The following is a 23683-nucleotide window of genomic DNA, read 5'->3' on the forward strand; positions in this document are numbered from 1 at the left end:
CAGTCAGGCCGGCGCACTCGCGCCGGTTTCCCGAGCGCCTTCTCCGGGCCGCCGCCCCTTCGCTTCTTCGCCTGAACCCGGCTGTCCCCTTTCTTAAGCATATGCAGCAATCCGCACCCGCGTGCTGTCGCTGACCGGCCGCCAGCCCAAGCGCTGCGTGGCCTATGCCGAAATGCTCATTCAAAGCGCCGCGAACTGCCAAGACGGTCGCAAATTGGCTTTCTATATTCGCGCCAGATTGACCGGCAAGTGAACGCCACGGCGTGTCGATCCAGCGTGACCGACTTGCCGCTTTCACACCTGAAACTGTCGATGGAGAGAGAGACCATGAGTCTTCGCAATACGCTGAAACCGCTTGCCCTGTTTGTTGGCGCTACCTTCGCAATCGCGCCGCTGGCCAGTTTCGCCGACGACCTGCCGGTGAAGATCGGCTTCGCCGCGCCGCTGACAGGCGCCAACGCCGGCTACGGGAAAGATCTGGAGAACGGCGTCCGGCTTGCAATCGAAGAAGCCAACGCACAGAAGATCAAGATTGGCGACAAGGTCGCGCAATTCCAGCTCGTCTCCGAGGACGATCAGGCCGATCCGCGCGTCGGCGTGCAGGCCGCGCAGAAGCTGGTCGACGCGGGCGTATCGGCGGTTGTCGGCCACTTCAACTCGGGCACGACGATTCCCGCCTCGCAGGTGTACGAGCAGGCCGGCATTCCGGTGATCGATCCGGCCGCGACCAACCCGATCATTACCGGGCGCGGCTTCGCCAATACCTTCATGGTGATTTCCACCGATGCGCAGAACGCCGGCAACGCGGGGGTCTATGCCGTGGAAGTGTCGAAGGCCAAACGCATTGCGATCATCGACGATCGCACCGCGTTCGGCCAGGGCGAGGCCGATGAGTTCGAAAAGGCGGTGAAGGCGCATGGCGGCAACATCGTGACGCGCGAATACACCGACAATCACGCGGTCGACTTCAGCACGCAGATCACCAAGATCAAGGCGGCCAACGCCGACCTGATTTTCTTCGGCGGTCTGGACACCCAGGCGGCGGGCTTCGCGAAGCGGATGAAGCAATTGGGCGTGAGCGCGCAATTGGTGGGCGGTGGCGGCGTGATGGACGAGGACTTCATCAAGCTCGCTGGCGACCCGGCCGAAGGCGCGATGGCGTGGGAATACGGGCGCCCGCTGGCGCAATTGCCGGGCGGCAAGGACTTCTCCGCGAAGTTCAAGAAGCGCTTTGGGGTGGATATCCTGTCGTACGCGCCGTTCGGCTATGACGGGGCATGGGCCGCGATCAAGGCGATGCAGCAGGCAAAATCCACCTCGCCGGCGGCTTACCGGCCTGCTCTCAAGGCGATCGATTACGACGGCGTAACCGGCAAGATTTCTTTCGACAGCACCGGGGCATTGAAGAGCGGCGCGTCCACGCTGTACCAGGTCAAGAACGGCACCTGGGTTCCGATCGTAACGAAGGGCGGCAGTTAAGCGCCGCATTTCAAACAGCTTGTTTTGCCCTTCAAGGCCTTGTTGTTCGCGCGGCAGAGGCGGTGCTGTTTTACCGCCTCTGCCGATGCCTCCGCCGGATGTATTTCACCCACGCCTATCTGGCCACCTTCACCACCACCTCGGCATCGAGATCCCGCTCGATCCGCACGAGGTCATCCTTCACGCCGGCAAACTCATCGGCAGAACACATCTGATGGCCAAACGCGGCCTGAAGCTGTCGCCTGATCTGCAAGACCCGCGTGGCAGGATCGAACACGTAGTGGGAAGAAAACTCGAAGAAACGATCCTTCACGGCGGCATCCGGCGGCACATCCGTTACACGAACGAACCTCGGCAACGTCAGTTCCAGCGTCTCGTCGAACGAGCCCCCGATACACGCCCAAGGCTGTGTCCTTGAAGGTTCCGCCAGCCACGCCTGCACCTGCCCGGCCATGCCACCGGACAGGCTCGTCAGGGCCGGCACAGCGGTCGTGCCATCGCTCCAGACAAAATGCGGCACGCGTCCCTGCATCGAGGTGGAAAACGGGCCATCCGTGGCGGTCACGTCGCCGCTCTGCAAGTGCGCCGTACCGTGCAGGCCGGTCTGCAACAGACGATTCGCCGCGATCTGCTGCGTCCCCTGCCGCGTGGCCCGTCGAAACAGATTGCGTTCGAGCTCCGCCGTATAGCCGGCATCTTCCACGCGATAAGCGTAGTTCGCCGCGCCATTCTCATCGACGTCGATCTGCAGACGCGCCGTGCGTTGGCGCAACTGGGTGGCCGGCGTGCGCGCCAGTTCGCCCTCGTCGACCAGCAAAACGGGCCGGTCCATCACGCTCGGCGGCAGGTAGCCAAAACTCATGCCGCCCGCCGTGGTGTCGGCAAACAACGATAGATCAGGAATCCAGACGATTGCGTGATTGATCGCGCTGGCTCCATACCCCGGCACGGACGGCAAACTGTAGTACGGCCCGAGATTGAGCAGCACGGCCTCGCTGCGGATGCCGACCGCGGCCAATAGCGCGCTGTACAACGCGACGTGATCCTTGCAGTCGCCATAGCGGTTGTGCAGGATGTCGATCGCCTTATGTGGAATCGCCGCCGTCTCGCCGAGAAACAGCGCGACGTAGCGAATATTCAACCGCATCCAGTCGTACAGTATCCGTGCTTTCGCGCGTGGGTCGGCGGCCTCGCCGGTCAGGCCCTGTGTCAGGCCTTCTGCAAGCCGGACGATTGCCGGGTCGCTCATCGTCGCGTCCACAGCGGGGCCGCGATAACGCGCGGCGAAGTTCGCGAAGTCCGGCACCGTCGACACCATCAGCCGGTCGCCCCAATTTGCATAGCCCACCGCGCCCGCCTCGAGCGGCACATAGGAGCCGTGCCGATAGTCGAACTCATAGCGGGTACGGCCGTTTGCCGTGACGGGCGGCAGCGCGACGTAGCCGCGCGCATCGGCATAAAGCGGCACATCGGCGGGCAGGTCGAAGATCAGGCGCTGCATCTCGACGGGGTCGCGAGTCGGTTCCACCAGATACGCGAACGTGCCCGCTTGCAGCGGCTTCGCGCGGGTCTTGCGAAACGCCAGATGCACGCGCGCGCCGGGTTCGACACCCGGAAAAATCACCGTGCGCAACACCCCGTCTTCGAAACTCGGCGCGCCCGCCGAGCGCGGTTCCTGCACGTCGCGGATCGCCTCGGGGCCGACCGGATGCGCGACGCCGTTCGGATCGATCGTTTCCGCGGCGAGCAATTGCACCTGCTCGATGTCCTTGTTGAACCACACGTAACGTTGCGCGATATCGTCGACGCCGCTCGTCGTGTTGGCACGCAGGATCGTGTCGTCATGTTCTTCGACGGAGCCGTCTTTCTGGATCACGAAGAGATGGACGTCACGCTCGATCGTCGAAGGAGAAAGATCGTCGTTCGGGGCGTTGACGATGCTCGCGGCGTCCGGACCGCTAGCGCGACTAACCTCAGCCTGCGAAGCGCTCGCGCACGCAAACAGCGCCACCACGGCGGCCACCTTCATGAACGCGGCGCACCGGGTCATGCGCGACGCGCCCTGCCCCGCGCCCGCCATGCAAGCGGACTCGACGCGAACTCCGCGCGAAACGCATGATTGAAATTCGACAGGTCATTGAAGCCGCAATCGAGCGCGATATCGACAACCTTCGCGCTGTCGTCGCGAAGCCGCAGCGCCGCCGCCCGCAAACGCGCGCGCAGCACATATTGATGCGGCGTCACGCCGGTCACGCGCTGGAACGTACGCAGGAAGTAGAACTCGCTCAGACCCGCTGCGGCAGCGAGGCTCGTGAGCGTATGCGGCGCGCCAGGCGCGTCGTCGATCAGGCGCACCGTTTGCGCCACGCGCGACCAGGCCGCGGCGCTGGCAGGCGGTTCCGCACGCGTCAATGCGCCCGCTGCCTTGAGCGCCGCGGCGGCCAGTTCAACCGCGAGTTCATCCCACACCGCACCACCCGCATCCAGCGCGCCGGCGCAGGCGCGCGCGATCAGCGGCGACAACGCGGGCAGCGACGGAATGCGCGCGCGCCTGAAGTTCAGATCGCCGCTCGCGATGCCCGCGTCCGCGGCAAGCCGCTCGAAGTACGCCGGCGCATAACGGAAGGCGATGCAGCGATCGCCCGCCGCATGCCGATGGCCGCATTCGAAGCAGTCACCCGGATTGCCGAGCAGCAGCGCGCCGGGGGTCAACAATGCCCGTCCCGTTGCGCTCCGGTAGCCGAACGAGCCGGCGACCACCATGGCGATGCACACGCCCGCGTGCCGCTCTTCGAACGGCTGGTCGCGTGGGCCGAAGGTGCAAAGCATGTCCGCGGCGTCCCAGTTCGCACCCTGGGCCAACGCACGCGCGCGGGTATCGCCGCGTGTGCCTTCCCGTGCGCGTTGCGCGAGCGCCTGCTGCAAAGTGACGGCAATTTTCCCCAAGATGCACCTCGGCTGAGTCCGTATTGTGGTTTTAGCACATCGGCGGGCGACGCGGTTTTGCCTGTTGCCGCGCTGGCGTTTTCACCCGACACCCAAAGGAGCACGCACGATGAACATGCTGGACGACACTGTCGACCGAGGCTTTCACGCCGCCTTGAGCGCCCCGGCGCGCGCCGCGGACATCGATGCCGCCGACGATCTCTACGGCTGGCTGATCGGCAGTTGGGATATGGACGTGCTGCACTACCGCGTCGACCTCGGCCACGCGCGCCGCCGCGGCGAGATTCATTTCGGCTGGGTCCTCGAGGGACGCGCCGTGCAGGACGTGTGGATCATGCCTCCACGCGGCGAGCAGGAACAGGCGGGGCTCGCTCCCGCCGACACCATGTACGGCACCACGCTGCGGGTGTGGGACCCGGCGCTGGGGGCGTGGCGCGTGACTTACATCAATCCGCTGACCGGTCAGCGTGATGAGTTGACCGGCCGGCGTGTGGGCAACGATCTCGTGCAGATCGGCACACATGCCGACGGCACGCCGATTCGCTGGAACTTCACCGATATCACACGGAATTCATTCCGGTGGACCGGCGTCGCACTGGCGCGGGACGGCGTGACGTGGACGCTCGAGGCCGAGTTTCACGCACGGCGCAGGCGGTAGGTTGCGAGGTTGAGGGGTTGCAGCGGCCGGCATCAATCCCCTCCCCCAATCTGCCCAAGCAAAGCCTGCAACCGCTCCACGTGCCTGAGCAGTAAATGCCGGTGTTTTTCGATCTGCTCGAGCCGGCCAGCCAGGTCGGCCTGAATCGGGTCGTCGAGCTCGGCGGCCGCGATCACGTCCTCGACCTTCGATCGCATCGACGCAAGATCCACCGGCGCATGACTCAAATGCCGCTCGAAGCGCCGCACGTCCTGCATCGCCAGATCGCGAACCTTGCGGAAGTGAGCCTGCCGCCGATGCGCCTCAGCGTCGAGCGAGTCTTCTTCCACGCGTTTGGCCGGACTCGCCTGACCGAAAATCGGCTCGGGCGGCCGCAGCACCGTCTTCTTGCGCACCGGATGCGCGGTGCCGCGAAAACGCGCGAGCGGCTGTTCGTTGTCGATCGCTTCGCGCGCATTGGCCGGGATGTCCTGCCCGGTATGCGACACGTTCATCCAGCCATTCGGCAAGCCCGTCACGGCCTCGATACCGCGCACGAACTCCTCGCTGAATTCGCGCTGGCCGGACAACATCAATTTCAGGTAACTGGCGGAAAAGGTCATCATGCGCGCCAGACGCGTCGCCGCGCCGACCTCGCGGGTCAGCAGCACCAGGTTCGCTCGCCAGACCGGGAGCAGCAATTCATCGGAATCTTCCATCGCTGGGTCTTCCATCTTTTTGCCCGATGTATGGATGACGTCACGCCAACACGTCATCGTTCTGAAAGGGTAGCCGCTTCAGCGCCTGGCACGCAATGCCCGCACGCGTATTGCGCGTCGCTCGACGTGTCGGAATGACACGCTATCGCGCGACACTCAGGGATAAAACGCCACGAAGCCCGGCGTTTTGAGTTGACCCATGCATTCAGTCAGCGTTCCCACGCGACACGCGCTATATGTGGCATCCTTTCGCACCGTTGCGGCACGCCATGTGCTGCAGCGTCAGCACCACCATCATGATTTAAGGATTCTGTAATGAAGAAAATTGTTCTCGCCATCGCAGCAACCGTCGTCACCCTCAGCGCGGTCGCTCCTGCTCAAGCTTATGAGCACCACCCCGTATGCCACAAGGTGCGCGTCCACCACCACTGGGAACGTCACTGCCACTGATCGTTGTGCTGCGCCACACACGGCGCGCATCGATAAGCCCCGCCATCAGCGGGGCTTTTTTGTGGCCGCTGCGCCTCGACTGGACGCGCGCTCACGCAGCGCTTCAACGCTCTGACAAAAGCTGCAACGCTCTATACGTTCGGCGCGAAAGCCGCAGCATGCAATCACGGACACATGCTGTTACACCTTTGCGGTGTGAGCCGACGCGGCCGCGGCCTCGCGCAATGCGAAGCGCGGCGAGCCGCGTGGAGAAGATGAGGGGACGTTCCGTGACGGCGGCGCCTTCAAAGCGCCGCCTTCAAACTTGTCGCCTTCAGGCTGCGCTGACGCGCGCCAATGCCGTCGTCAGCAGTTGTTCCAGCAAAGGTTCGACCTTCACGGCCAGGCTTTCGTCATACGCATACGGCATCTGTTCCTCCATATACGTAATCTGCGACAACTCGAGCTGTACCGCATGCACGCCCTGCGACGGCTGCCCGTACTCCCGCGTGATGTAGCCACCCTTGAAGCGCCCGTTGGCAACCGCGGAATAAGCGCCATGCCGCTCGACCATAGCGGCCAGTTCCTCGCCCAATCCCGCCACCGCACTAGCGCCGTTCGACGTGCCGAAATTGAAGTCCGGCAGACGTCCTTCGAAAAAACGCGGTACGTGCGAGCGAATCGAATGCGCTTCCCACAACAGTACGGTGCCGTGCTTCGCCTTCAGCGCCGCGAGCTCGCCCACCAGCGCATCGTGATAGGGTTTCCAGTAAGCATCGCGCCGGCGCGCGACTTCTGCGTCGGTCGGCAAATGGCCTTCCAGGTACAAGGGTTCCTTGTCGAAGGTATCGACCGGCAGCAATCCGGTGGTGTCCTGCCCCGGATACAGATTCGCACCGTCGGGCGGGCGGTTCAGGTCGATCACATAACGCGCGTACGTCGGCGCCAGGATCGACGCGCCCATGCGCTTCGCAAACGCGTAGAGGCGGTCGAGGTGCCAGTCGCAGTCATCGGTGCGCTGCGCGGCCGGCGTCATCGTGGCGGCGATATCGGCGGGGATTTGGGTGCCCAGATGCGGGATCGAAATCAGCAGCGGCAGGCTTCCCTGATGCAGCGATAAAACCGGCGGAGCAGTTGCAATAGACGAAGCAGTCATATCAGTCCGGAATCGATAAAAGTCGAAGGCTCAGCTTACTCGGCTCACGCGGCAATTCACGCAAGCATTTCGCTCAGGCACGTGGCACGTGCCACGTGGCGCGCGCAAGTGGCGTTGGCAACCTAGCTGAGCAGCTCGGCGAGCGCCGCGCGATAGCGAGCGTAAGCGCCCGCCTCGTCGCGATGGCGGCGGTTCTCGACCACCCTGTCGCCGCCCGCATAGACGTCGCGAATGGGCGACTCGCCATGTTCGCAGAATACAACGCCCGAGAGCCACGCGTTCGGAGCATGCTCGGCGATGCTGGAGTGATCGGCATCGAGCACCAGCCAGTCGGCGCGGCGGCCCGCTTGCAATGCGCCGACCGCACGCCCCGTGGCATGTGCGCCGCCTTCCAGCGCGGCATTGAACAAACGGTCCGCCACGTACGTAGCGTGCGGCGAGGCGAGCACGTTGCGCTGCCGGCGCGTGAGGCGCTGGCCGTACTCGAGCAAACGCAATTCCGCTCGCCAGTCGACCCCGATGTGACTATCCGAACCGACGCCGATGCGCCCTTGCGCGTCAAGATAGTCGTGCGCCGGAAAAATGCCGTCGCCGAGATTAGCTTCGGTGGTCAGACACAAACCGGCGACCGCGCCGCTTTTTGCGAGCGCCAGCGTTTCGTTCGCATCCACATGCGTGGCGTGCACGAGGCACCAGCGGCTATCGACATCGAAGCGATCGAGCAGCCACTGCACCGGGCGGGCGCCTTCGGTTTCGAGGCAGGCGTCGACTTCGGCGGTTTGCTCCGCGATATGGATGTGAACCGGCGCGCTTTTATCGATGCCGTTCAGCAACGCATGCAGCGAATCGGCCGATACCGCGCGCAACGAATGCGGCGCAACGCCATAGCGCAACGCGGCACTCTCAGGACGCGCCGCGCGCAACGTACCGAGCAGATCGAGCAGACTCTCCGGCGTATTGATGAAGCGTCGCTGATCTTCGCGCGGTGCGCGCGAACCGAAACCGCTGTACTGATACAGCACGGGCAGCATCGTCATGCCGATGCCGCTTGCCGAAGCCGCATCCACCACACGCTGTGCCAGTTCCGCCTGGTTCGCATAGCGGCCGCCATCCGGCGTGTGGTGCACGTAATGAAATTCGCAGACCGACGTATAGCCCGCCTTCAACATTTCGATGTACAGCCACTGCGCTACCGCAGCGAGTCCTTCCGGCGTGATCCGCGCGGCGAAGCGGTACATCAGATCGCGCCAGCTCCAGAAGTTATCCGTAGCGTTCGCGCGATATTCGGTCAGGCCGGCCATCGCGCGTTGAAACGCATGCGAGTGAAGATTCGGCATGCCAGGCAACACGGGGCCGGCGGCTTTTTGCACGCCATCGGGAACCGCCGCCGTATCGGGCGTCACGGATGTCAGCGTACCGTTTGCGTCCCATTCCAGCAGCACATTGCGGCGCCAGCCATCGGGCAGATAGGCGTGATCGGCGAATAGTGATTGTTTTGATTGCATCATCTCTCAGGCCCTAGCTCAAATCACGCCGCGTATAAACCGTCTCGCCCGCGCGCACGACTTGCGCGCACAACGGACGCCCAATCCAGTAAGCCAGCTCGGCCAGCGTTTCGACCGACCACACCGCGAAATCCGCCGCGCGCCCCACTTCGAGCGAACCATGCCGGTCCGCCTTGCCGAGCGCGCGTGCCGCATGCGAAGTCACGCCTTGCAGCACTTCAGGCACGGTCATGCGGAACAAGGTGGTCGCCATGTTCATCATCAGCAGCAGCGAGGTGGTGGGCGACGTGCCGGGATTGCTGTCGGTGGAAATCGCGATCGGCACCTGATAGCGCCGCAGCAAGTCCAGCGGCGGCAATTGCGTCTCGCGGATGAAGTAGTACGCGCCGGGCAGCAGCACGGCGACCGTGCCGGACGCTTTCATCGCGGCAACGCCCGCTTCGTCGAGAAACTCGAGGTGATCCGCGGACAGCGCATGGTGTCGCGCGGCCAGGGCCGTGCCGCCGCTGTTCGACAACTGCTCCGCGTGCATTTTCACCGGCAGTTTGTAGCGCTCCGCGGCCTCAAACACGCGCTCGCTTTGCTCAAGCGAAAACCCGATACGCTCGCAAAACACGTCGACGGCGTCAACCAGGCCTTCGTCAGCGAGCGCGGGCAGCATCGTATTGCAGACTTCGTCGATGTACGCATCGGCCCTTCCCGCGAATTCCGGCGGCAACGCGTGCGCACCGAGAAATGTCGTGTACACCGATACCGGATAGCGCTCGCCCAACCGCCGCGCGACGCGCAACATCTTGCGCTCGCTGGCGAGATCGAGACCGTAACCGGATTTGATTTCGACCGCCGTGACGCCTTCGGCGAGCAGCGGTTCGAGGCGCGCGGCCGCTTGGCGGAACAACGAGTCTTCGTCGGCGGCGCGCGTGGCGCGCACCGTCGAGACGATACCGCCGCCCTGCCGCGCGATTTCCTCATAACTGACACCGGCAAGGCGCTGCGCGAATTCATCCGCGCGCTGGCCGCCGTACACCAGATGCGTATGGCAATCGACGAGGCCCGGCGTCACCCACGCGCCGTGCAGGTCTTCACGCGGCCACTCGGCGTAGCCGGCGGGTAATTCGGATGCCGCGCCGAGCCACACGATCTTGCCGTTTTCAACGGCAATCGCGGCATTGGGCAGCGTATCGCGGGGATCGCCCTGGGGGCAAAGTTTCAGGTGATGCCAGACGGTTTGCTTCATCGCGTGCTCGTTGCAGCTCGTTGCGTGTCTGTAGTGGTTCGCTGCGCGCTTTTGCCAGCCATTCAGGAAGCAATTGCCCGGCATTTTCCCGGCAACTGCAGTGACTTAAGCGTGCGTGCGAATCGTCGTCATCGTTGCGTTCATCACGTGTAGCGGATGCTGATCGCGAGCAATGCGCCCGTGCCCTTGACCGTGCACGACAGCGCGTTCGGCGTGTCGATGCGCAGTGTGTCGTCAGCCTCGAGCACGTGCGCCCCGGTTTCGTCACCGAGTGTGACCGAAACCGAACCGCTCGCGCAAAACAACAGCACCACGTCGGCGGACAAAGTGCAGTGCGTCGCACCGCGCCACACTTCGGTTTCACCCACCGCCGCGCCACGGCGAACCATCAGGTTGAAGTCGCGCGTGGCGCCGTCAACCAGACGTGCGTCTATTTGCGCTTCACCCGCGAACCGCGCGATGTCGAGCGGCTGGATCAACGCGTGCGTCTTCACGGCCTGCACGCCGGCGTCTGTTTCGTCGAGCAACATGCCCGCGCCCGACAACAACGCCAACGTGCGGTCGATACCCGCAAAACGCGAGAACGGTCCGGCCTGCGCCACGTCGGCGATGCTCACGCGCCACGTGAATGCGTCGAGCCCGGCGCTTACCGGGAACGCCGCCACTTCACGCGTGACGCCGCCGCCGTTCTTCCACGGCGCCGCCACAAGATCGGCGCCGCGAATCAGCGTCGCGGTTGCCCTGTTATCGGCAAGCGTGCTGTGAAGCGCCACGATCAACGGCCCAGCATCGGCAGATTCAGGCCGGCCTCACGCGCCGTTTCCTGCGCGAGTTCATAACCCGCATCCGCGTGACGCATCACACCGGTCGCCGGATCGTTGAACAGCACACGGCCGAGGCGTTCCTTCGCGGCATCCGTGCCGTCAGCGACGATCACGACACCCGAGTGCTGGCTGAAGCCCATGCCGACGCCGCCACCGTGATGCAGGGAGACCCACGACGCGCCGCCTGCCGTGTTCAGCAGTGCGTTGAGCAGCGGCCAGTCGCTGACTGCGTCCGAGCCGTCTTTCATCGATTCGGTTTCACGATTCGGGCTTGCGACCGAACCCGTGTCCAGGTGATCGCGGCCGATCACGATCGGCGCCTTCAACTCGCCGGTCCTGACCATTTCGTTGAACGCCTGGCCCAGACGATAACGATCCTTCACGCCGACCCAGCAGATCCGCGCCGGCAGGCCCTGGAACGCAATACGTTCGCGCGCCATGTCGAGCCAGTTGTGCAGATGCGGATCGTCAGGAATCAGTTCCTTGACCTTGGCGTCGGTCTTGTAGATGTCTTCCGGATCGCCCGACAGCGCGACCCAACGGAACGGGCCCTTGCCTTCGCAGAACAACGGACGGATGTACGCCGGCACGAAACCCGGGAAATCGAACGCGTTTTCCACGCCCATTTCCAGCGCCATCTGACGAATGTTGTTGCCGTAGTCGAGCGTGGCCGCGCCACGTTCCTGCAGCGTCAGCATCGCCTGCACCTGCTTGGCCATCGACTGTTTGGCGGGCAGCACGATGCTGTCCGGCGCCGTCTTCATGCGCTCGCGCCAGTCTTCGACGCTCCAGCCTTGCGGCAGGTAACCGTGAATCGGATCGTGCGCGCTGGTCTGGTCGGTCACGCAATCCGGCGTGATGCCGCGCGTCACGCATTCGGCAAACACATCGGCGGCATTGCCCAGCAGTCCGATCGACACCGGCTTGCCGGTCTTCTTCGCTTCGTCGAGCATGGCAAGCGCTTCGTCGAGCGTTTTCGCTTTCCTGTCGACATAACGGGTCTTGAGACGGAAGTCGATCCGCGTCTCGTCGCATTCCACCGCGATCATCGAGAAACCGGCCATGGTCGCGGCCAGCGGCTGCGCGCCGCCCATGCCGCCGAGACCACCCGTCAGAATCCAGCGGCCCGAAGGGTCGCCGTTGAAATGCTGGTTCGCCACCGAGAAGAACGTCTCGTAGGTGCCCTGCACGATGCCCTGGCTGCCGATGTAGATCCAGCTGCCCGCGGTCATCTGGCCGTACATCATCAGGCCCTTGCGATCGAGTTCGTGGAAATGCTCCCACGTCGCCCAATGCGGCACCAGGTTCGAATTCGCCAGCAGCACGCGCGGAGCGTCCGCATGCGTGCGAAACACGCCGACCGGCTTGCCCGATTGAATCAGGAGCGTCTCGTCTTCATTCAGGTCCTTCAGCGACGCAAGAATCTGATCGAAGCAATCCCAGTTACGCGCGGCACGGCCAATGCCGCCGTACACGACCAGAGCGTGCGGATGCTCGGCGACTTCCGGGTCCAGATTGTTCTGGATCATCCGGTACGCGGCTTCCGCGATCCAGGTCTTGCAGGTCTTTTCCGCGCCGCGCGGTGCGCGGATCGTGCGGGTCGGGTCCAGACGCGGGTCGATGTGTTTCGGGTTGTTCATGGTGGCCCTCGGAATGCGTGAAAATGTTCGGGAAGAAAGCGGGAAAATGAGTCGATAAATGCGGCGAAATCAGAAATGGCCGGTGAAGCGATAGCGGCTGCCGGGATGCCAGAGATTGGCGACCGAAGCGACCTGGCTTTGCGACCACGTGCGCCGATGCAGCACGAGGCACGGTTCGAGTTCATCCATGGTCAGCAGCTCGCGGGTATCCGCATCCGCCGCCAACGCCTCGATGCGGTACTCGACGCGCTGCAGCGGAGCCACGCGCACCAGGTACTGATTCGGCGTGGTGTTCGTGAAGTCCTGCAGCGCGTACTCAGGCGCGACCACCGGGTTGACCCAGCGCTCTTCGAGTTGCACCGGCTCGTCGTTTTCGAAATGCAGCACGCGTGAATGAAACACCGGACTGCCCGCGCTCATCTGCATTTCCTCGGCGAGCGCCTCGTCGGCGATGCTCGCGCCGATGTGCAGCACCTTCGCCTGATAGCGATGACCGCGCGCGACAATTTCGTCGGAGATGCTGCGGATCGCCACCAGCGTCGATTCGTACTTGGGCCGGGCCACGAACGTGCCCGAACCCTGCACCCGCGTGAGAACCTGCTCCGAGGTCAACTCGCGCAACGCGCGGTTGACCGTCATGCGCGCGACGTTGAATTCGCGCGCGAGCTCGTTTTCGGAGGGCACCTGGTCGCCTTCGGCCCATTCGCCCGCATGGATGCGGCCGAGGATGAAGTCCTTGATGCCCTGATAGGCCGGTGCGTTCATTGGCTTGCTTTGCGTGCTTGAAACGGGTTGTCCGAGCTTACTGTTCTGAAGCGAACGAGAACGGGCTCAGCTTCGCGATCGTGCCGTTCTGCACGAGACGCGTAACCGCCTCGATATCGGGCGCGAAGTAATGATCGAGCTCGTAGTGCGCGACATCCTTGCGCACCGTGTCCATCACTTTCTGCAGGCTCGGGCTGGTCTTGTGCGGTGCGCGCAGATCGACGCCTTGCGCCGCAGCGAGCAACTCGATCGACAGGATGTTCGCCACGTTCTCAGCGATATCGCCGAGCTTGCGCGCAGCGAACGTCGCCATCGAAACGTGGTCTTCCTGGTTCGCGGAGGTCGGCAGCGAATCGACCGAAGCCGGATGCGCGAGCGTCTTGTTCTCCGACGCGAGCGCCGCGGCGGTCACGTGAGCGATCATGAAGCCCGAATTGACACCGCCATCACGCACGAGGAACGGCGGCAGACCCGAAAGCGTCGCGTCGATCAGCAGCGCGATGCGGCGTTCAGCCAATGCACCGATTTCGGAGACAGCGATCGCGAGGTTGTCGGCTGCGAACGCAACCGGCTCAGCGTGGAAATTACCGCCCGACAGCACTTCGCCCGTGTCCGGGAAAATCAGCGGATTGTCGGAGACGGCGTTCGCTTCCACCAGCAGCACGTCGGCTGCGTGACGCATCTGGTCCAGACACGCGCCCATCACTTGTGGCTGGCAGCGCAGGCTGTACGGGTCTTGCACCTTGTCGCAATCGGCATGCGAAACATTGATTGCCGAACCATTCAACAGCGAACGGTAGCTAGCAGCCGCGTCGATCTGACCTTGATGGCCGCGCAGTTCGTGAATGCGCGCGTCGAACGGCTTGACCGAACCCGCTGCGGCGTCCACTGACAACGCACCTGCCACCAGTGCGGTGCGGTACAGGTCTTCGATGGCGAACATGTTGTAAAGCGCGAGCGCGGTCGAGGCTTGCGTGCCGTTCAGCAGCGCCAGGCCTTCCTTCGCTTGCAGCGTGAGCGGCTTGAGGCCGACCAGCTTGAGGCCTTCGGTAGCCGGCATGCGCTCGCCCTTCGCGAACACGTCGCCGACCCCCAGCAAGGTGGCCGACATATGCGCGAGCGGCGCGAGGTCGCCCGATGCGCCGACCGAACCCTTGACCGGAATCACCGGCAGCACGTCCGCGTTGTACAGCGTGATCAGCGCTTCCATCACTTCGCGGCGGATACCCGAGTGGCCGCGGCCCAGGCTCGACAGCTTCAACGCGATCAGCAGGCGCACCACCGGACGCGACATCGGCTCACCCACGCCGACCGCGTGCGACAACACCAGATTGCGTTGCAGCAGTTCGAGCTGGTCGTGGGGGATGTGCGTGCTGGCGAGACGCCCGAAACCCGTGTTGATGCCGTACGCCGGCTCGCCCTTCGCGGCGATGTCGGCGACGGCCTTGGCGCAGGCGTCGATGGCGGCGTGGCTGGCGGGATCGAGTTGCAGCGCGACATGTTCGCGTGCGATCTGGCGCAGTTGCGGGAGGGTCAGATAGCCGGGCTTCAGAATCATCATGGTGTCGTCCTGTCTTGTCTATACAATTTGAGAGAAGTCTAGCGTCGCCGCCTTGTATATACAACCTGTTTTTGCAGCTTCGGACCTAGGGGTTTCCATTAGGACTGGTTGCCGGCGGTATCGGTGCCGCATCGGCAGGGGTTTCGGGCGCTTGCGTACACCGCGCCGGAATCGCTCGTCCCGAGGAATGACTTGTATATACACGTCAAAAATACACGACGGCAAGCGGACAAAAAGATTCAACGCGACGGCTGGCGCAATCGGGCCAGCCCATGCCCTTCGCTGAATCATAGGAGAGCCCGCTGAGAGCGCAAAAAAGGCCGCGCACTCGCCGAAGCCGTGGGTTTTGTTCAGCGTATGAGTGGCGAAGGTTTGGCCAACGTCCGACCCACGCCGCCTCATCCCGACAGGCCAACGGGCGCGGAGTCTCGCCGCTCGATGCGGTGATCACGGTCCGCGAGCGTCGTCATTGTTGATTAAAAATCAAGATTGATTTGAGACTAATACGCTTTTTGCGAGAATCAAGACGGCGGATACTGCGTGCATTGCATCGTGTTTCCGGTGTTTCCACCAAGGAGAACGTCTTGAAGATTTTCATTACTGGCGCAAGCGGTTTTATCGGCGGGTCGATCGCGGCGCATCTCGCGCGCGCCGGCCATCAAGTGCGCGGTTTGATCCGCAAGCCTGAGCACAGCGCTGAATTGCAACGCCTCGGTATCGAACCCGTCATCGGCACGCTCGACGAGCGCGAACTGCTGATCGCCGAAGCACACGCCGCCGACGCGGTCATCAACGCCGCGAGCAGCGACCACGAGGGCGCGGTGAAAGCGCTGATCGACGGCCTCGCCGGTTCCGGCAAACCGTTTCTGCATACGAGCGGCTCGAGCATCGTCGGCGATGCGTCGGGCGGCGAGGCCGGCGAGGCACGTATCTATCACGAGGACGCCCTGCCCCAGCCCACCGCGGATAAAGCGGCGCGCGTCGCCATCGATCAGCTCGTGCTCGATGCCGCACAGCAAAACATTCGCTCGGCGGTGTTATGCAACACGCTGATCTATGGCCACGGCGCCGTGCCGGGCAGCGCCAGCGTGCAGTTGCCGCGGCTCGTGCGTCAGGCGCAAAGGAGCGGTGTGGTGCGGCATGTGGGTAGCGGCGGCAATATCTGGTCGAACGTGCATATCGACGACGTCGCCGAGCTCTATCGCCTTGCATTGGAAAAAACGCCGGCGGGTACGTTCTACTTCGTCGAAAGCGGTGAAGCGTCGTTTCGCGACATGAGCGCGGCAATCGCGCATGTGATGAAACTCGGCGAGCCGCAAGACTGGCCACTCGACGCAGCGCAAAAGGAATGGGGCTACGAAATGGCGTCGTATGGACTCGGATCGAACAGCCGTGTGCGCGGTGAGCGCGCACGCAAGCTGCTTGGCTGGCAGCCGAAACACAGTTCGGTGATCGAGTGGATCGAGCACGACATGGTTTGATGTGGTGTCGCCCTGGAGTACTTCTTCCGGGAGCCCCAAGGGGCTCCCGGAAGAAGCGTAAGCAGTGTAAGCCTGGGTGTTGCGAATCCGTAAGCTCACCTCGCTAGAATCCGGCCCACGTTATAGCGTGATTCGACGAAACGAGTCGCGCGTGAGCCCGGATTTGATCGATGACTTTGGCGCTGAATTTCTACTGGCTGACCAACCTGTTGGCGATTCTGTTCGTCATTGCGTGCCTGTACGATGCACGCTACGACGAGTACGGTACGTTGACGCTGGCAGCAGCCGCGATGAGTCTTGTCGTGATGGCGATCGAGGTGTTCCTCAAGCCCGCATTCGACATGGCACTATGAGTTCGACGCTGCGCAATGCAGCGCCATTCGCTTTGACCCGCGCCTGCATCAAACCGCGACTTCCGGCGGCGCCTGGCGGAAACAGCGCGTGATCCAGCCGAGATAGCACAAGCCCAGCACGAACCACACCGCGCCGAGCACGAGTGCGGTTTTCTCGAGACTCACCAGCAACCAGATATCCGCAATCGCACCGGCCAGCGGAAACAGCAGGCCGCCGATCACACCCATCGCATTCGCACTGCCCTTCGCGTTGAAGAACTGGCGGATCACGCACAGATTGACCGCGGTGAACGCGAGAAACGCGCCAAAGTTGATGAACGAGGTCGACGTCGCCACGTCGAGCTTCAACGCAACCAGACCGATTGCACCCGCGATTGCGATGTTCAGCGCCGGGGTCTTGAACTTCGGATGGACGAAACCGAAGATGCGTTTGGGCAATACTTCATCGCGTCCCATTGCATACAGCAAACGTCCCACGCTTGCCTGCGCCGAAATGCCCGAAGCAAACTGCGCGAGAATCAGGCCGGCCAGAAACACCGTGACGAAAATATCGCCGCCCACTTTGCGCGCGACTTCGAAAGCGGCCGAATCCGGGTCCTTGAACACCGCACCCGGGTGTGCAAGCTGCACCGTGTACGCGGCAATCACGAAGATCGCGCCACCGATCAGCGCGATCAGCAGGATCGCGCGCGGCATGGTCTTCTCCGGGGCGATGGTTTCTTCGGTCAACGTCGACACCGCGTCGAAGCCAAGATACGAATAAGCGGCAATCGCGGCACCCGCCATCGTCGCCGAGAGCGGCACATGCGGCTTGAAGAACGGCTCGGCCGAAATCAGGCCACCGGGGCCCGCCGCCGCGGTCACATAGTGGCAGCACAGCACGACGAACAACGCGACGATCGCGAGTTGCACAACCATCAGCACGATGTTGAAGCGGTTCGCGAGTTCAATGCCGAGAATGTTCAGCGCACTCGTCAGCACGATGAATGCGACGATCCAGATCCAGCTCGGAATGTGCGGAAACGCGGCGCTGAGATACGCGGCGCCGATCAGCCAGATCACCATCGGCAGGAAAAAATAATCGAGCAAGGTGGCCCAGCCGATCATGAATCCCAGATGCGGATTGAAAGTTTTGCGCGTGTACGTATAAGCCGAACCCGCTACCGGGAACAGCCGCGCGAGCTTGCCGTAACTGAGCGCGGTGAACACGATCGCGATCAGGGCGATCAGATACGCGAGCGCGGCGGTATCGCTGCTGGCGCTCGCCAGCACACCGTAGGTGCCGTAGACGATCAGCGGCGCCATATAGGCGAGGCCGAACAACAGGACTGAAGGCAGCCCGAGGGTGCGCTTCAGACGCGTGGCTTCGGGCGCGGCAGATGCGCCGGGGCGCTCGGTGGGCGATGTCGGGGTCATGCGGTGTCTCCTCTTGCGAATGGACGAGCGTCGCCGGAGGCGGCGTTGAACGCGCCCCGGTCGAGCGTTGTCGATCAGATGTTCTGGATGCGCGTCTACCGCGCGGATGGTTGTTTGCCTGATGGGTGCGCCGAGGTGCCTGTCAGTTTCCCGGCAGGTGCCGAACGGCGCTTACCTGCGCCTCCAGGCACCTCGCGCGCGAGCCTTAACCCACGTTAGCGCACGTCAAAGCACGTCAAAGCACGCGGATCACACGCGCAGGTTGCCCGTTCTCGCCGTCCTGCGTCGCGAGGTCGAGCGCAATGCGCGCGTCATGCAGGTAACGATAGTGCTCGCGCGCGCCTTCGAGACGCGCCGGATCGAGCGTGGCGCGCAGGACCGTTTCTTCGTGCGCGGCGTCGCACACCACCTCGCCGAACGGATCGATCAGCGCCGATTCGCCGGGAAATGTGAGGTTGTCGTCGCCTGAGCCGATGCGATTCACGAGCGCCGCGAACATCTGATTCTCCATCGCGCGCGCCACGATCGCCCGGCGATGCACCAGCCCGAACGGGTCCATATTGCCGTTCGTCACGATCAACAGATCGGCGCCGAGCGAGGCAACCGCGCGCGCCGTTTCGGGAAACTCGATGTCGTAGCAGATCAGCAGGCCAACAGTCAGGCCCTTGAAACGGCACACGTCGTAACGGTCGCCCGGTTCGAATACGCCGACGTCCGATGCCCATAGATGCGTCTTGCGATAGCGCAGCGCGATCTCGCCGCGTTCGTCGACCAGCACCGTGGTGTTGAAAAAGCGCGTGCCGTCACGCTCGGCGAGACCCACCGCCACCGCGACACCCGCTTCGCGCGCCGCGTTGCGCACGGCGGTGAGCGACGGCCCGTCGATCGGTTCGGCCACCTCGCCGATGGTGTCGCGCGTCGGAAAACCCGACAGCGTGGTCTCCGGAAACACGATCAGATCGGTTCCGGCCGCGCGCTGGCCGATGGTTTGCAGCACGCGTTGCACGTTTGCCCCGCCCACGCCCGTCGCGCCATCCACGATCGATATCTGTGCCAATTCGAGTTGAAGCATTCTGTCTCCTCTGCTTGCCGGTTTGCTTCGCGTTGAATAGCGGCTATTGTCAGGCCGCCCGCGTTTTCAGGTTGGGCCTATTATTACCAGACATATTTTTGTTCGTAATCACCCGGCTGGGTTACCCTCAACGGAGCACGCATGGAACTTGAATGGCGCGATCTGGCCTTTCATCGCGAGATCGGCGCAGTGATCGAAGCGCTCGACAGCACGCAATTCTGGACTCGCCTCACACGGGCGCTCGAACGTTATGTCGTGTTCGACAACTGGGTCGCCCTGCGCTTCACGGCTGGTGTGGCGCCGCTCGTCTGCGCCGAATCGCCCACACCGGACGGCACGGTGGACGTCATGTTCCAGGACTACCTAGCGGCGCTTTATCAGCTCGACCCGTTTTATATCGCCGCGACCGAGAAGCCTGCATCGGGTTTCGTCACGCTTGCGGACGTCGCGCCCGACAACTTCTCGATGACCGATTACTACCAGCGGTACTTCAGGAAAAACATCGTCGGCGACGAGGTGCATTTCAACTACATGATCGATGCGAGGCATACGCTGGCGTTCTCGCTGGGCGCAACGCATCGCTATGGCGAGCGCGACCTGGCCGTGCTCTCGCTTTGCGCGCCATGGGTGATCGCGCTGCTGCGCCAGCGCCTGCCGTATGAGGTGTTCGACGCGATGCCGCTGCCCTCGGGCGAGGCGGCGACGCAAACAGCGATGAGCGCGGCGCTTGAAGCAGCCCCACAAACCGATGCCCCGACTTATGCCGCGCGCTTCGAGCAGGTGTCGTCGGAAAGCGGCCGCTCGGCACTCACCACACGCGAAGTCGAAGTGGCGATGCTGACCTTGAGCGGATTTTCAACGCGCGCCATCGCGGAGAAACTGACAATCTCGTTCGAGACAGTACGCGCGCACAAGAAGCACATCTATACGAAACTCAACGTCAACTCGCAGTCGGAGTTGTTCGCGCTGTTTTATGAAGCGGGACGCAAAGGGGCATGACGTCCCGCTTATCTGGTGTTGGCGCGGGTCGCGAATTTTACGGGCATTACGGGCATTACGGGCATTACGAGCCGCACGCGGCACAACCGCTCGCCTTCTCCTCGTAGCGATCGTGATACTTGAGCCATTCGCCCATATTCTTCTTCTCGTCGCGGCCTTTCGGGGTGACGTCGAAATGCGCGTACGCGCTGAGGAACTGTTCGCCGCCGCGTCCGTAGGTGGAATACGTGTGATAGACGTCGCCCGCCTCGTCCTTGTAGAACACACTGTGACCGGGTAGCTCGTCGATGCCGACATCCTGCTCGGTGAAGTTGTAGAACGCCTTCTTGCTGGCGACTTCCTCCGGCGTGAACGACACGTGATAGTCGAAATTGAAATCGCACTCATTCGACGACACCCACGGAAACGTCCAGCCCATACGCTCCTTGAAAGCCTCGATCTTCGCGAGCGGCCCACGCGAAACCGCCACGTACGATACGTCGTGATGTTCAAGATGGGTCAGGATGCCGCCCACGTGATCCGACAGGAACGAGCAGCCGAAGCAGCCCTCTTCCCAATCCGGGCCGAACATGAAGTGATAGACGATCAACTGACTGCGGCCGCCGAACAGATCGGCGAGCGTCTTGCGGCCTTGCGGCGTATCGAACGCGTAGGTCTTGCCGACCTTCACCCACGGCAGTTCGCGACGTTTGCGGGCAAGCTCATCGCCGGCGCGCGTGTACGCTTTCTCTTCGACCAATAGCGCCCTGCTGGCCGCCAGCCATTCCTCTCTCGTGCCGATCCGGTGTTGCGGGTCCATGTGCGTCTCCTTGTCTGCGTCGCGCAGGTTAGATAGAGCAAAATCAGGCGAAATAGCGTTCCAGGGCATCGGGCCCATGGCGCCAGCCAAACTGATGCAGGTCACGCGTTGCTTCGTCGATGAACTGTCCGTGAGTGAGCGTCCGCCCGTCGACGCGCGCGTCCACTTCCGCGCGAATCACGTCGGCGCTGCCCGGATGCATCCACTTCATGAACTGCGCCGCTTCCGTCCCGGCACGGACGACCTGAGCGGGCGTGGCGTCGACGCACCTCTGGAAGGTGAGGCTGGACCTGGTGGACGCGGAGTTTCCTCTTCGACGAAAGCAGCCAGACGATCGAGTGATTCGGACCAGAAGCGTTGATAGCGCGTGAGCCACTCCATGGCTTCCTCCATGGGTCCGGCGGACAAACGGCACGCGACTGTGCGGCCGGTTTTGCTGCGCGTGATGAGACCGGCCTCGGACAATACGTCGAGGTGTTTCATCACCGCGGGCAACGACATCGCAAACGGCTCGGCGAGTTCGCTGACCGACAGATCGCTCAGTTCGGACAGACGCGCGAGCAACGCACGCCGCGTCGGATCGGACAGCGCGGCGAAAGTGCGATCGAGTAACGTTTCATTAAACTTAACCATGAGGTTAAGTATAGAAACGCGCGTAAGAATGTCAAGCACAGGTGCGTGCTTTTTTCTCAGCGCAGGGCGCACGAGATGACAGGAGCGAAGGGAGTGCTGCAAAAAAGATACGCGGCGAGTCGCAGATAATGCCCTGCAACACGTCGCGTCAAGGTGGAGAACAACCGACTACACGTTCGAGCAAAGCGGCACGGAAAACCCGCCCTGCTCTCGCGTTACAGCAAAACCGCGTAAAGTGTCGTGCGAGGCAATCAGATCGCCCAACCGCCGAGGTAGAAGCCGACCAGCACGACAGCGATGACAACCGTACCCACGTTCAGCTTGCGGTACTCGCCGCTCACCACGCGGCCGATCACCAGCGTCGCGAAGCCGAGCATGATGCCGGTCACGATGTTGGCGGTCAGCACGATGAACACGGCGCACATCAGGCCCGACATCGCATCGACCATGTCGTCCATGTGCAGCTTGCTCACGTTCGAGAGCATCATCAGACCGACGTACATCAACGCCGGTGCCGTTGCATACGACGGCACGAGACTCGCCAACGGCGAGAAGAACATCACCACCAGGAACAGCAGACCGACCACAGCCGCCGCCATCCCCGTCTTCGCGCCAGCAGCAACGCCGACCGTCGATTCGATGTAGGCAGCCGCCGGTGCACCACCGAGCAGGCCCGAGAAAATCGAACTCAACGAATCCGCCGTCAACGCACGGCCACCGTTGATGATGCGACCGTTTTCGTCGAGTTGGCCCGCCTGGCCTGCAACGGCGCGAATCGTGCCGGTTGCGTCGAACACGGCGGTCATCACGAGTGCCAGCACGCTAGGCAGAACCGCCATCGACAGCGCGCCCTTGATGTCCATCGCGCCGATCAGCGAAGCGTGGCCCGGTGCGCTCAGCGCAGGCAATGCGAACACGCCGTGGAACACCACCGTCGGATCGATCACGAGCGCAATCCCGGAGATCGCGACGATCACGATCAAAATCGAACCCGGCACGCGACGGCGCACCAGACCGAAGATCGCAGCCAGACCCGCCACCGACATGATCGCCGGCAATGCCGTGATGTTGCCGAGCGCCACCGGCAGGCCGGCACCCGGGTTCTTGACGACCAGACCCACGTCGTTCGCGGCGATCAGCAGCAGGAACAGGCCGATGCCGATCCCCGTGCCGTGCGCGATACCCGTCGGCAGATTGCGCAGAATCCACGAACGCACGCCCGTCACCGAGATCCCGGTGAAAACGACCCCCATCAGGAACACTGCGCCGAGCGCGACGTTCGGATGCAGACCTTTACCGAGCACGAGACCGAACGCGGTGAACGCGGTCAGCGAGATCGCGCAACCGATCGCGATCGGCAGACGCGCCCACACACCCATCAGCAACGAGCCGAAGGCAGTGGTCAGGCACACGGCAACGAACACCGCGCTGGTATCGAAGCCCGCTTTGCCGAACATGCCAGGCACGACGAACACGGAGTAGACCATCGCGAGGAAGGTCGTGATGCCCGCGACGATTTCCGTACGCTGCGAACTGCCGCGTGAAGAGATTTCGAAGTAGCGGTCGAGAAAGCCCTTTCCGTCGAATGATTCGGCGCCGACTTCAGAAATCGGTTGGGCGTGGGGTTCCATCATGATGAGTGCCTCCTTTATCAGCGTGCTGAAACGGCCCGTTTTCCGGCCGCCATCAGGTTCGTCTCGTTGCGTTGATCTATTGTGGTGTGGCAAGGTTTGAACGTCGGCTTGCGATGCGTCCGGACAACCCGCATGCTCCGTTCTTGTTTTGCTGTCTCGAAATGTAGGGCAACACAAATATATCTCCCATCGCATGGATGGCATGCCCGACATGTCACGCTGCTTATATCGTTTAAGGGACGGCAAATCGTGAGGACGCTCCGCGCGTTTACACCTACGGTTTGTCATGAAGTTGTGGAAGAGTTTTAGGGGTCCGGATTGAGAAAACCGGCGATAGACCGGGGTTTATCACGCTCAATGACCGCGCAATGCGACATGAGCCGGACCCTTGCGACACC

Annotated in this window: 23 protein-coding genes; 7 read left to right on the forward strand and 16 right to left on the reverse strand. The window is 62.9% G+C overall.

The window, feature by feature from the left end; translation table 11 throughout:
- The first annotated feature begins 121 nt into the window (after nucleotides 1–121).
- Entirely contained in the window at nucleotides 122–253 is a 132-nt protein-coding gene (locus tag PQR67_RS17085) for a hypothetical protein (RefSeq protein WP_408461403.1), read from the forward strand.
- Between the two features lie 74 nt (nucleotides 254–327).
- Nucleotides 328–1479 carry a branched-chain amino acid ABC transporter substrate-binding protein gene (locus tag PQR67_RS17090; RefSeq protein WP_408461406.1) on the forward strand — a complete coding sequence of 384 codons (1152 nt, stop codon included), beginning with the start codon at nucleotides 328–330 and terminating at the stop codon, nucleotides 1477–1479.
- Between the two features lie 115 nt (nucleotides 1480–1594).
- Here the strand turns inward: PQR67_RS17090 and PQR67_RS17095 are convergent, their stop codons facing one another.
- Both PQR67_RS17095 and PQR67_RS17100 read right to left on the reverse strand, forming a co-directional pair.
- On the reverse strand, nucleotides 1595–3529 hold the full coding sequence (locus tag PQR67_RS17095) for a DUF3857 domain-containing transglutaminase family protein (RefSeq protein WP_408461409.1): 1935 nt from the start codon (nucleotides 3527–3529) through the stop codon (nucleotides 1595–1597).
- The gene (locus tag PQR67_RS17100) at nucleotides 3526–4425 is read right to left on the reverse strand and encodes a helix-turn-helix transcriptional regulator (RefSeq protein WP_408461412.1); all 900 of its coding nucleotides are present in this window, start codon (nucleotides 4423–4425) and stop codon (nucleotides 3526–3528) included. The genes PQR67_RS17095 and PQR67_RS17100 overlap by 4 nt, the downstream gene beginning before the upstream one ends.
- Nucleotides 4426–4534: 109 nt before the next feature.
- Here PQR67_RS17100 and PQR67_RS17105 point away from each other — a divergent pair, with 109 nt between their 5' ends.
- Nucleotides 4535–5083 (forward strand): hypothetical protein, encoded by a 549-nt coding sequence (locus PQR67_RS17105; protein ID WP_408461415.1) that lies wholly within the window; start codon nucleotides 4535–4537, stop codon nucleotides 5081–5083.
- A gap of 32 nt (nucleotides 5084–5115) precedes the next feature.
- Here the strand turns inward: PQR67_RS17105 and PQR67_RS17110 are convergent, their stop codons facing one another.
- Nucleotides 5116–5781: a hypothetical protein gene (locus PQR67_RS17110; RefSeq protein WP_408461418.1), complete on the reverse strand. Its 666-nt coding sequence runs from the start codon at nucleotides 5779–5781 to the stop codon at nucleotides 5116–5118.
- 315 nt (nucleotides 5782–6096) lie between these two features.
- Here PQR67_RS17110 and PQR67_RS17115 point away from each other — a divergent pair, with 315 nt between their 5' ends.
- Entirely contained in the window at nucleotides 6097–6231 is a 135-nt protein-coding gene (locus tag PQR67_RS17115) for a hypothetical protein (protein WP_408461421.1), read from the forward strand.
- A gap of 313 nt (nucleotides 6232–6544) precedes the next feature.
- On the opposite strand, the gene hutG is transcribed toward PQR67_RS17115, so the two are convergent.
- The 7 genes from hutG to hutH all read right to left on the reverse strand — a co-directional run bounded on the left by hutG (nucleotide 6545) and on the right by hutH (nucleotide 14898).
- The gene (gene hutG / locus PQR67_RS17120) at nucleotides 6545–7366 is read right to left on the reverse strand and encodes an N-formylglutamate deformylase (protein WP_408461424.1); all 822 of its coding nucleotides are present in this window, start codon (nucleotides 7364–7366) and stop codon (nucleotides 6545–6547) included.
- A 122-nt stretch (nucleotides 7367–7488) separates the two neighbouring features.
- Nucleotides 7489–8874, reverse strand: a complete 1386-nt coding sequence (locus tag PQR67_RS17125; RefSeq protein WP_408461427.1) for a formimidoylglutamate deiminase — start codon at nucleotides 8872–8874, stop codon at nucleotides 7489–7491.
- Nucleotides 8875–8884: 10 nt separating this feature from the next.
- Entirely contained in the window at nucleotides 8885–10108 is a 1224-nt protein-coding gene (hutI, locus tag PQR67_RS17130; RefSeq protein ID WP_408461430.1) for an imidazolonepropionase, read from the reverse strand.
- 143 nt (nucleotides 10109–10251) lie between these two features.
- A complete protein-coding gene (locus tag PQR67_RS17135; RefSeq protein WP_408461433.1) occupies nucleotides 10252–10881 on the reverse strand; it encodes a HutD/Ves family protein in 630 nt (209 codons plus the stop codon).
- A 2-nt stretch (nucleotides 10882–10883) separates the two neighbouring features.
- Nucleotides 10884–12572 carry a urocanate hydratase gene (gene hutU / locus PQR67_RS17140; protein WP_408461436.1) on the reverse strand — a complete coding sequence of 563 codons (1689 nt, stop codon included), beginning with the start codon at nucleotides 12570–12572 and terminating at the stop codon, nucleotides 10884–10886.
- Nucleotides 12573–12641: 69 nt separating this feature from the next.
- On the reverse strand, nucleotides 12642–13337 hold the full coding sequence (hutC, locus tag PQR67_RS17145) for a histidine utilization transcriptional repressor HutC (RefSeq protein ID WP_408461439.1): 696 nt from the start codon (nucleotides 13335–13337) through the stop codon (nucleotides 12642–12644).
- A gap of 37 nt (nucleotides 13338–13374) precedes the next feature.
- On the reverse strand, nucleotides 13375–14898 hold the full coding sequence (hutH, locus tag PQR67_RS17150; RefSeq protein WP_408461442.1) for a histidine ammonia-lyase: 1524 nt from the start codon (nucleotides 14896–14898) through the stop codon (nucleotides 13375–13377).
- A gap of 584 nt (nucleotides 14899–15482) precedes the next feature.
- Here hutH and PQR67_RS17155 point away from each other — a divergent pair.
- Both PQR67_RS17155 and PQR67_RS17160 read left to right on the forward strand, forming a co-directional pair.
- Complete coding sequence (locus PQR67_RS17155) at nucleotides 15483–16379, forward strand: NAD-dependent epimerase/dehydratase family protein (protein WP_408461444.1); 897 nt, start codon at nucleotides 15483–15485, stop codon at nucleotides 16377–16379.
- 170 nt (nucleotides 16380–16549) lie between these two features.
- Nucleotides 16550–16732, forward strand: coding sequence for a hypothetical protein (locus PQR67_RS17160; RefSeq protein ID WP_408461447.1), 183 nt, complete (start codon nucleotides 16550–16552; stop codon nucleotides 16730–16732).
- A 48-nt stretch (nucleotides 16733–16780) separates the two neighbouring features.
- Here PQR67_RS17160 and PQR67_RS17165 read toward each other — a convergent pair whose 3' ends face one another.
- The gene (locus tag PQR67_RS17165; protein WP_408461450.1) at nucleotides 16781–18148 is read right to left on the reverse strand and encodes an APC family permease; all 1368 of its coding nucleotides are present in this window, start codon (nucleotides 18146–18148) and stop codon (nucleotides 16781–16783) included.
- A gap of 235 nt (nucleotides 18149–18383) precedes the next feature.
- The gene (locus PQR67_RS17170; RefSeq protein WP_408461452.1) at nucleotides 18384–19220 is read right to left on the reverse strand and encodes a carbon-nitrogen hydrolase family protein; all 837 of its coding nucleotides are present in this window, start codon (nucleotides 19218–19220) and stop codon (nucleotides 18384–18386) included.
- Nucleotides 19221–19361: 141 nt separating this feature from the next.
- Between PQR67_RS17170 and PQR67_RS17175 the strand changes: the two genes are divergently transcribed.
- Nucleotides 19362–20219 carry a helix-turn-helix transcriptional regulator gene (locus PQR67_RS17175; RefSeq protein WP_408461455.1) on the forward strand — a complete coding sequence of 286 codons (858 nt, stop codon included), beginning with the start codon at nucleotides 19362–19364 and terminating at the stop codon, nucleotides 20217–20219.
- Nucleotides 20220–20283: 64 nt separating this feature from the next.
- On the opposite strand, the gene PQR67_RS17180 is transcribed toward PQR67_RS17175, so the two are convergent.
- The 4 genes from PQR67_RS17180 to PQR67_RS17195 form a co-directional block, all read right to left on the reverse strand.
- Nucleotides 20284–21018 (reverse strand): DUF899 domain-containing protein, encoded by a 735-nt coding sequence (locus tag PQR67_RS17180; protein WP_408461458.1) that lies wholly within the window; start codon nucleotides 21016–21018, stop codon nucleotides 20284–20286.
- Between the two features lie 43 nt (nucleotides 21019–21061).
- Nucleotides 21062–21229 carry a hypothetical protein gene (locus PQR67_RS17185; protein WP_408461461.1) on the reverse strand — a complete coding sequence of 56 codons (168 nt, stop codon included), beginning with the start codon at nucleotides 21227–21229 and terminating at the stop codon, nucleotides 21062–21064.
- Complete coding sequence (locus PQR67_RS17190) at nucleotides 21226–21651, reverse strand: ArsR/SmtB family transcription factor (protein WP_408461464.1); 426 nt, start codon at nucleotides 21649–21651, stop codon at nucleotides 21226–21228. The genes PQR67_RS17185 and PQR67_RS17190 overlap by 4 nt, the downstream gene beginning before the upstream one ends.
- A 251-nt stretch (nucleotides 21652–21902) precedes the next feature.
- Complete coding sequence (locus PQR67_RS17195) at nucleotides 21903–23285, reverse strand: NCS2 family permease (protein WP_120347684.1); 1383 nt, start codon at nucleotides 23283–23285, stop codon at nucleotides 21903–21905.
- Between the last annotated feature and the right edge of the window lie 398 nt (nucleotides 23286–23683).

Origin of the sequence: Paraburkholderia fungorum, from assembly GCF_046026025.1 — a bacterium.
Classification (GTDB): Bacteria; Pseudomonadota; Gammaproteobacteria; order Burkholderiales; family Burkholderiaceae; genus Paraburkholderia; species Paraburkholderia fungorum_E.

Excerpts from the sequence above, each read along its gene's own strand:
- PQR67_RS17160 (WP_408461447.1), top strand. The coding sequence starts at position 16,550 with ATGACTTTGGCGCTGAATTTCTACTGGCTGACCAACCTGTTGGCGATT.
- PQR67_RS17115 (WP_408461421.1), top strand. The coding sequence starts at position 6,097 with ATGAAGAAAATTGTTCTCGCCATCGCAGCAACCGTCGTCACCCTCAGC.
- PQR67_RS17125 (WP_408461427.1), bottom strand. The coding sequence starts at position 8,874 with ATGATGCAATCAAAACAATCACTATTCGCCGATCACGCCTATCTGCCC.
- PQR67_RS17170 (WP_408461452.1), bottom strand. The coding sequence starts at position 19,220 with ATGCTTCAACTCGAATTGGCACAGATATCGATCGTGGATGGCGCGACG.
- hutG (WP_408461424.1), bottom strand. The coding sequence starts at position 7,366 with ATGACTGCTTCGTCTATTGCAACTGCTCCGCCGGTTTTATCGCTGCAT.
- hutU (WP_408461436.1), bottom strand. The coding sequence starts at position 12,572 with ATGAACAACCCGAAACACATCGACCCGCGTCTGGACCCGACCCGCACG.
- hutI (WP_408461430.1), bottom strand. The coding sequence starts at position 10,108 with ATGAAGCAAACCGTCTGGCATCACCTGAAACTTTGCCCCCAGGGCGAT.
- hutH (WP_408461442.1), bottom strand. The coding sequence starts at position 14,898 with ATGATGATTCTGAAGCCCGGCTATCTGACCCTCCCGCAACTGCGCCAG.
- PQR67_RS17185 (WP_408461461.1), bottom strand. The coding sequence starts at position 21,229 with ATGAAGTGGATGCATCCGGGCAGCGCCGACGTGATTCGCGCGGAAGTG.
- PQR67_RS17165 (WP_408461450.1), bottom strand. The coding sequence starts at position 18,148 with ATGACCCCGACATCGCCCACCGAGCGCCCCGGCGCATCTGCCGCGCCC.
- PQR67_RS17095 (WP_408461409.1), bottom strand. The coding sequence starts at position 3,529 with ATGACCCGGTGCGCCGCGTTCATGAAGGTGGCCGCCGTGGTGGCGCTG.
- PQR67_RS17110 (WP_408461418.1), bottom strand. The coding sequence starts at position 5,781 with ATGGAAGATTCCGATGAATTGCTGCTCCCGGTCTGGCGAGCGAACCTG.
- PQR67_RS17180 (WP_408461458.1), bottom strand. The coding sequence starts at position 21,018 with ATGGACCCGCAACACCGGATCGGCACGAGAGAGGAATGGCTGGCGGCC.
- PQR67_RS17090 (WP_408461406.1), top strand. The coding sequence starts at position 328 with ATGAGTCTTCGCAATACGCTGAAACCGCTTGCCCTGTTTGTTGGCGCT.
- hutC (WP_408461439.1), bottom strand. The coding sequence starts at position 13,337 with ATGAACGCACCGGCCTATCAGGGCATCAAGGACTTCATCCTCGGCCGC.
- PQR67_RS17195 (WP_120347684.1), bottom strand. The coding sequence starts at position 23,285 with ATGATGGAACCCCACGCCCAACCGATTTCTGAAGTCGGCGCCGAATCA.
- PQR67_RS17105 (WP_408461415.1), top strand. The coding sequence starts at position 4,535 with ATGAACATGCTGGACGACACTGTCGACCGAGGCTTTCACGCCGCCTTG.
- PQR67_RS17175 (WP_408461455.1), top strand. The coding sequence starts at position 19,362 with ATGGAACTTGAATGGCGCGATCTGGCCTTTCATCGCGAGATCGGCGCA.
- PQR67_RS17190 (WP_408461464.1), bottom strand. The coding sequence starts at position 21,651 with ATGGTTAAGTTTAATGAAACGTTACTCGATCGCACTTTCGCCGCGCTG.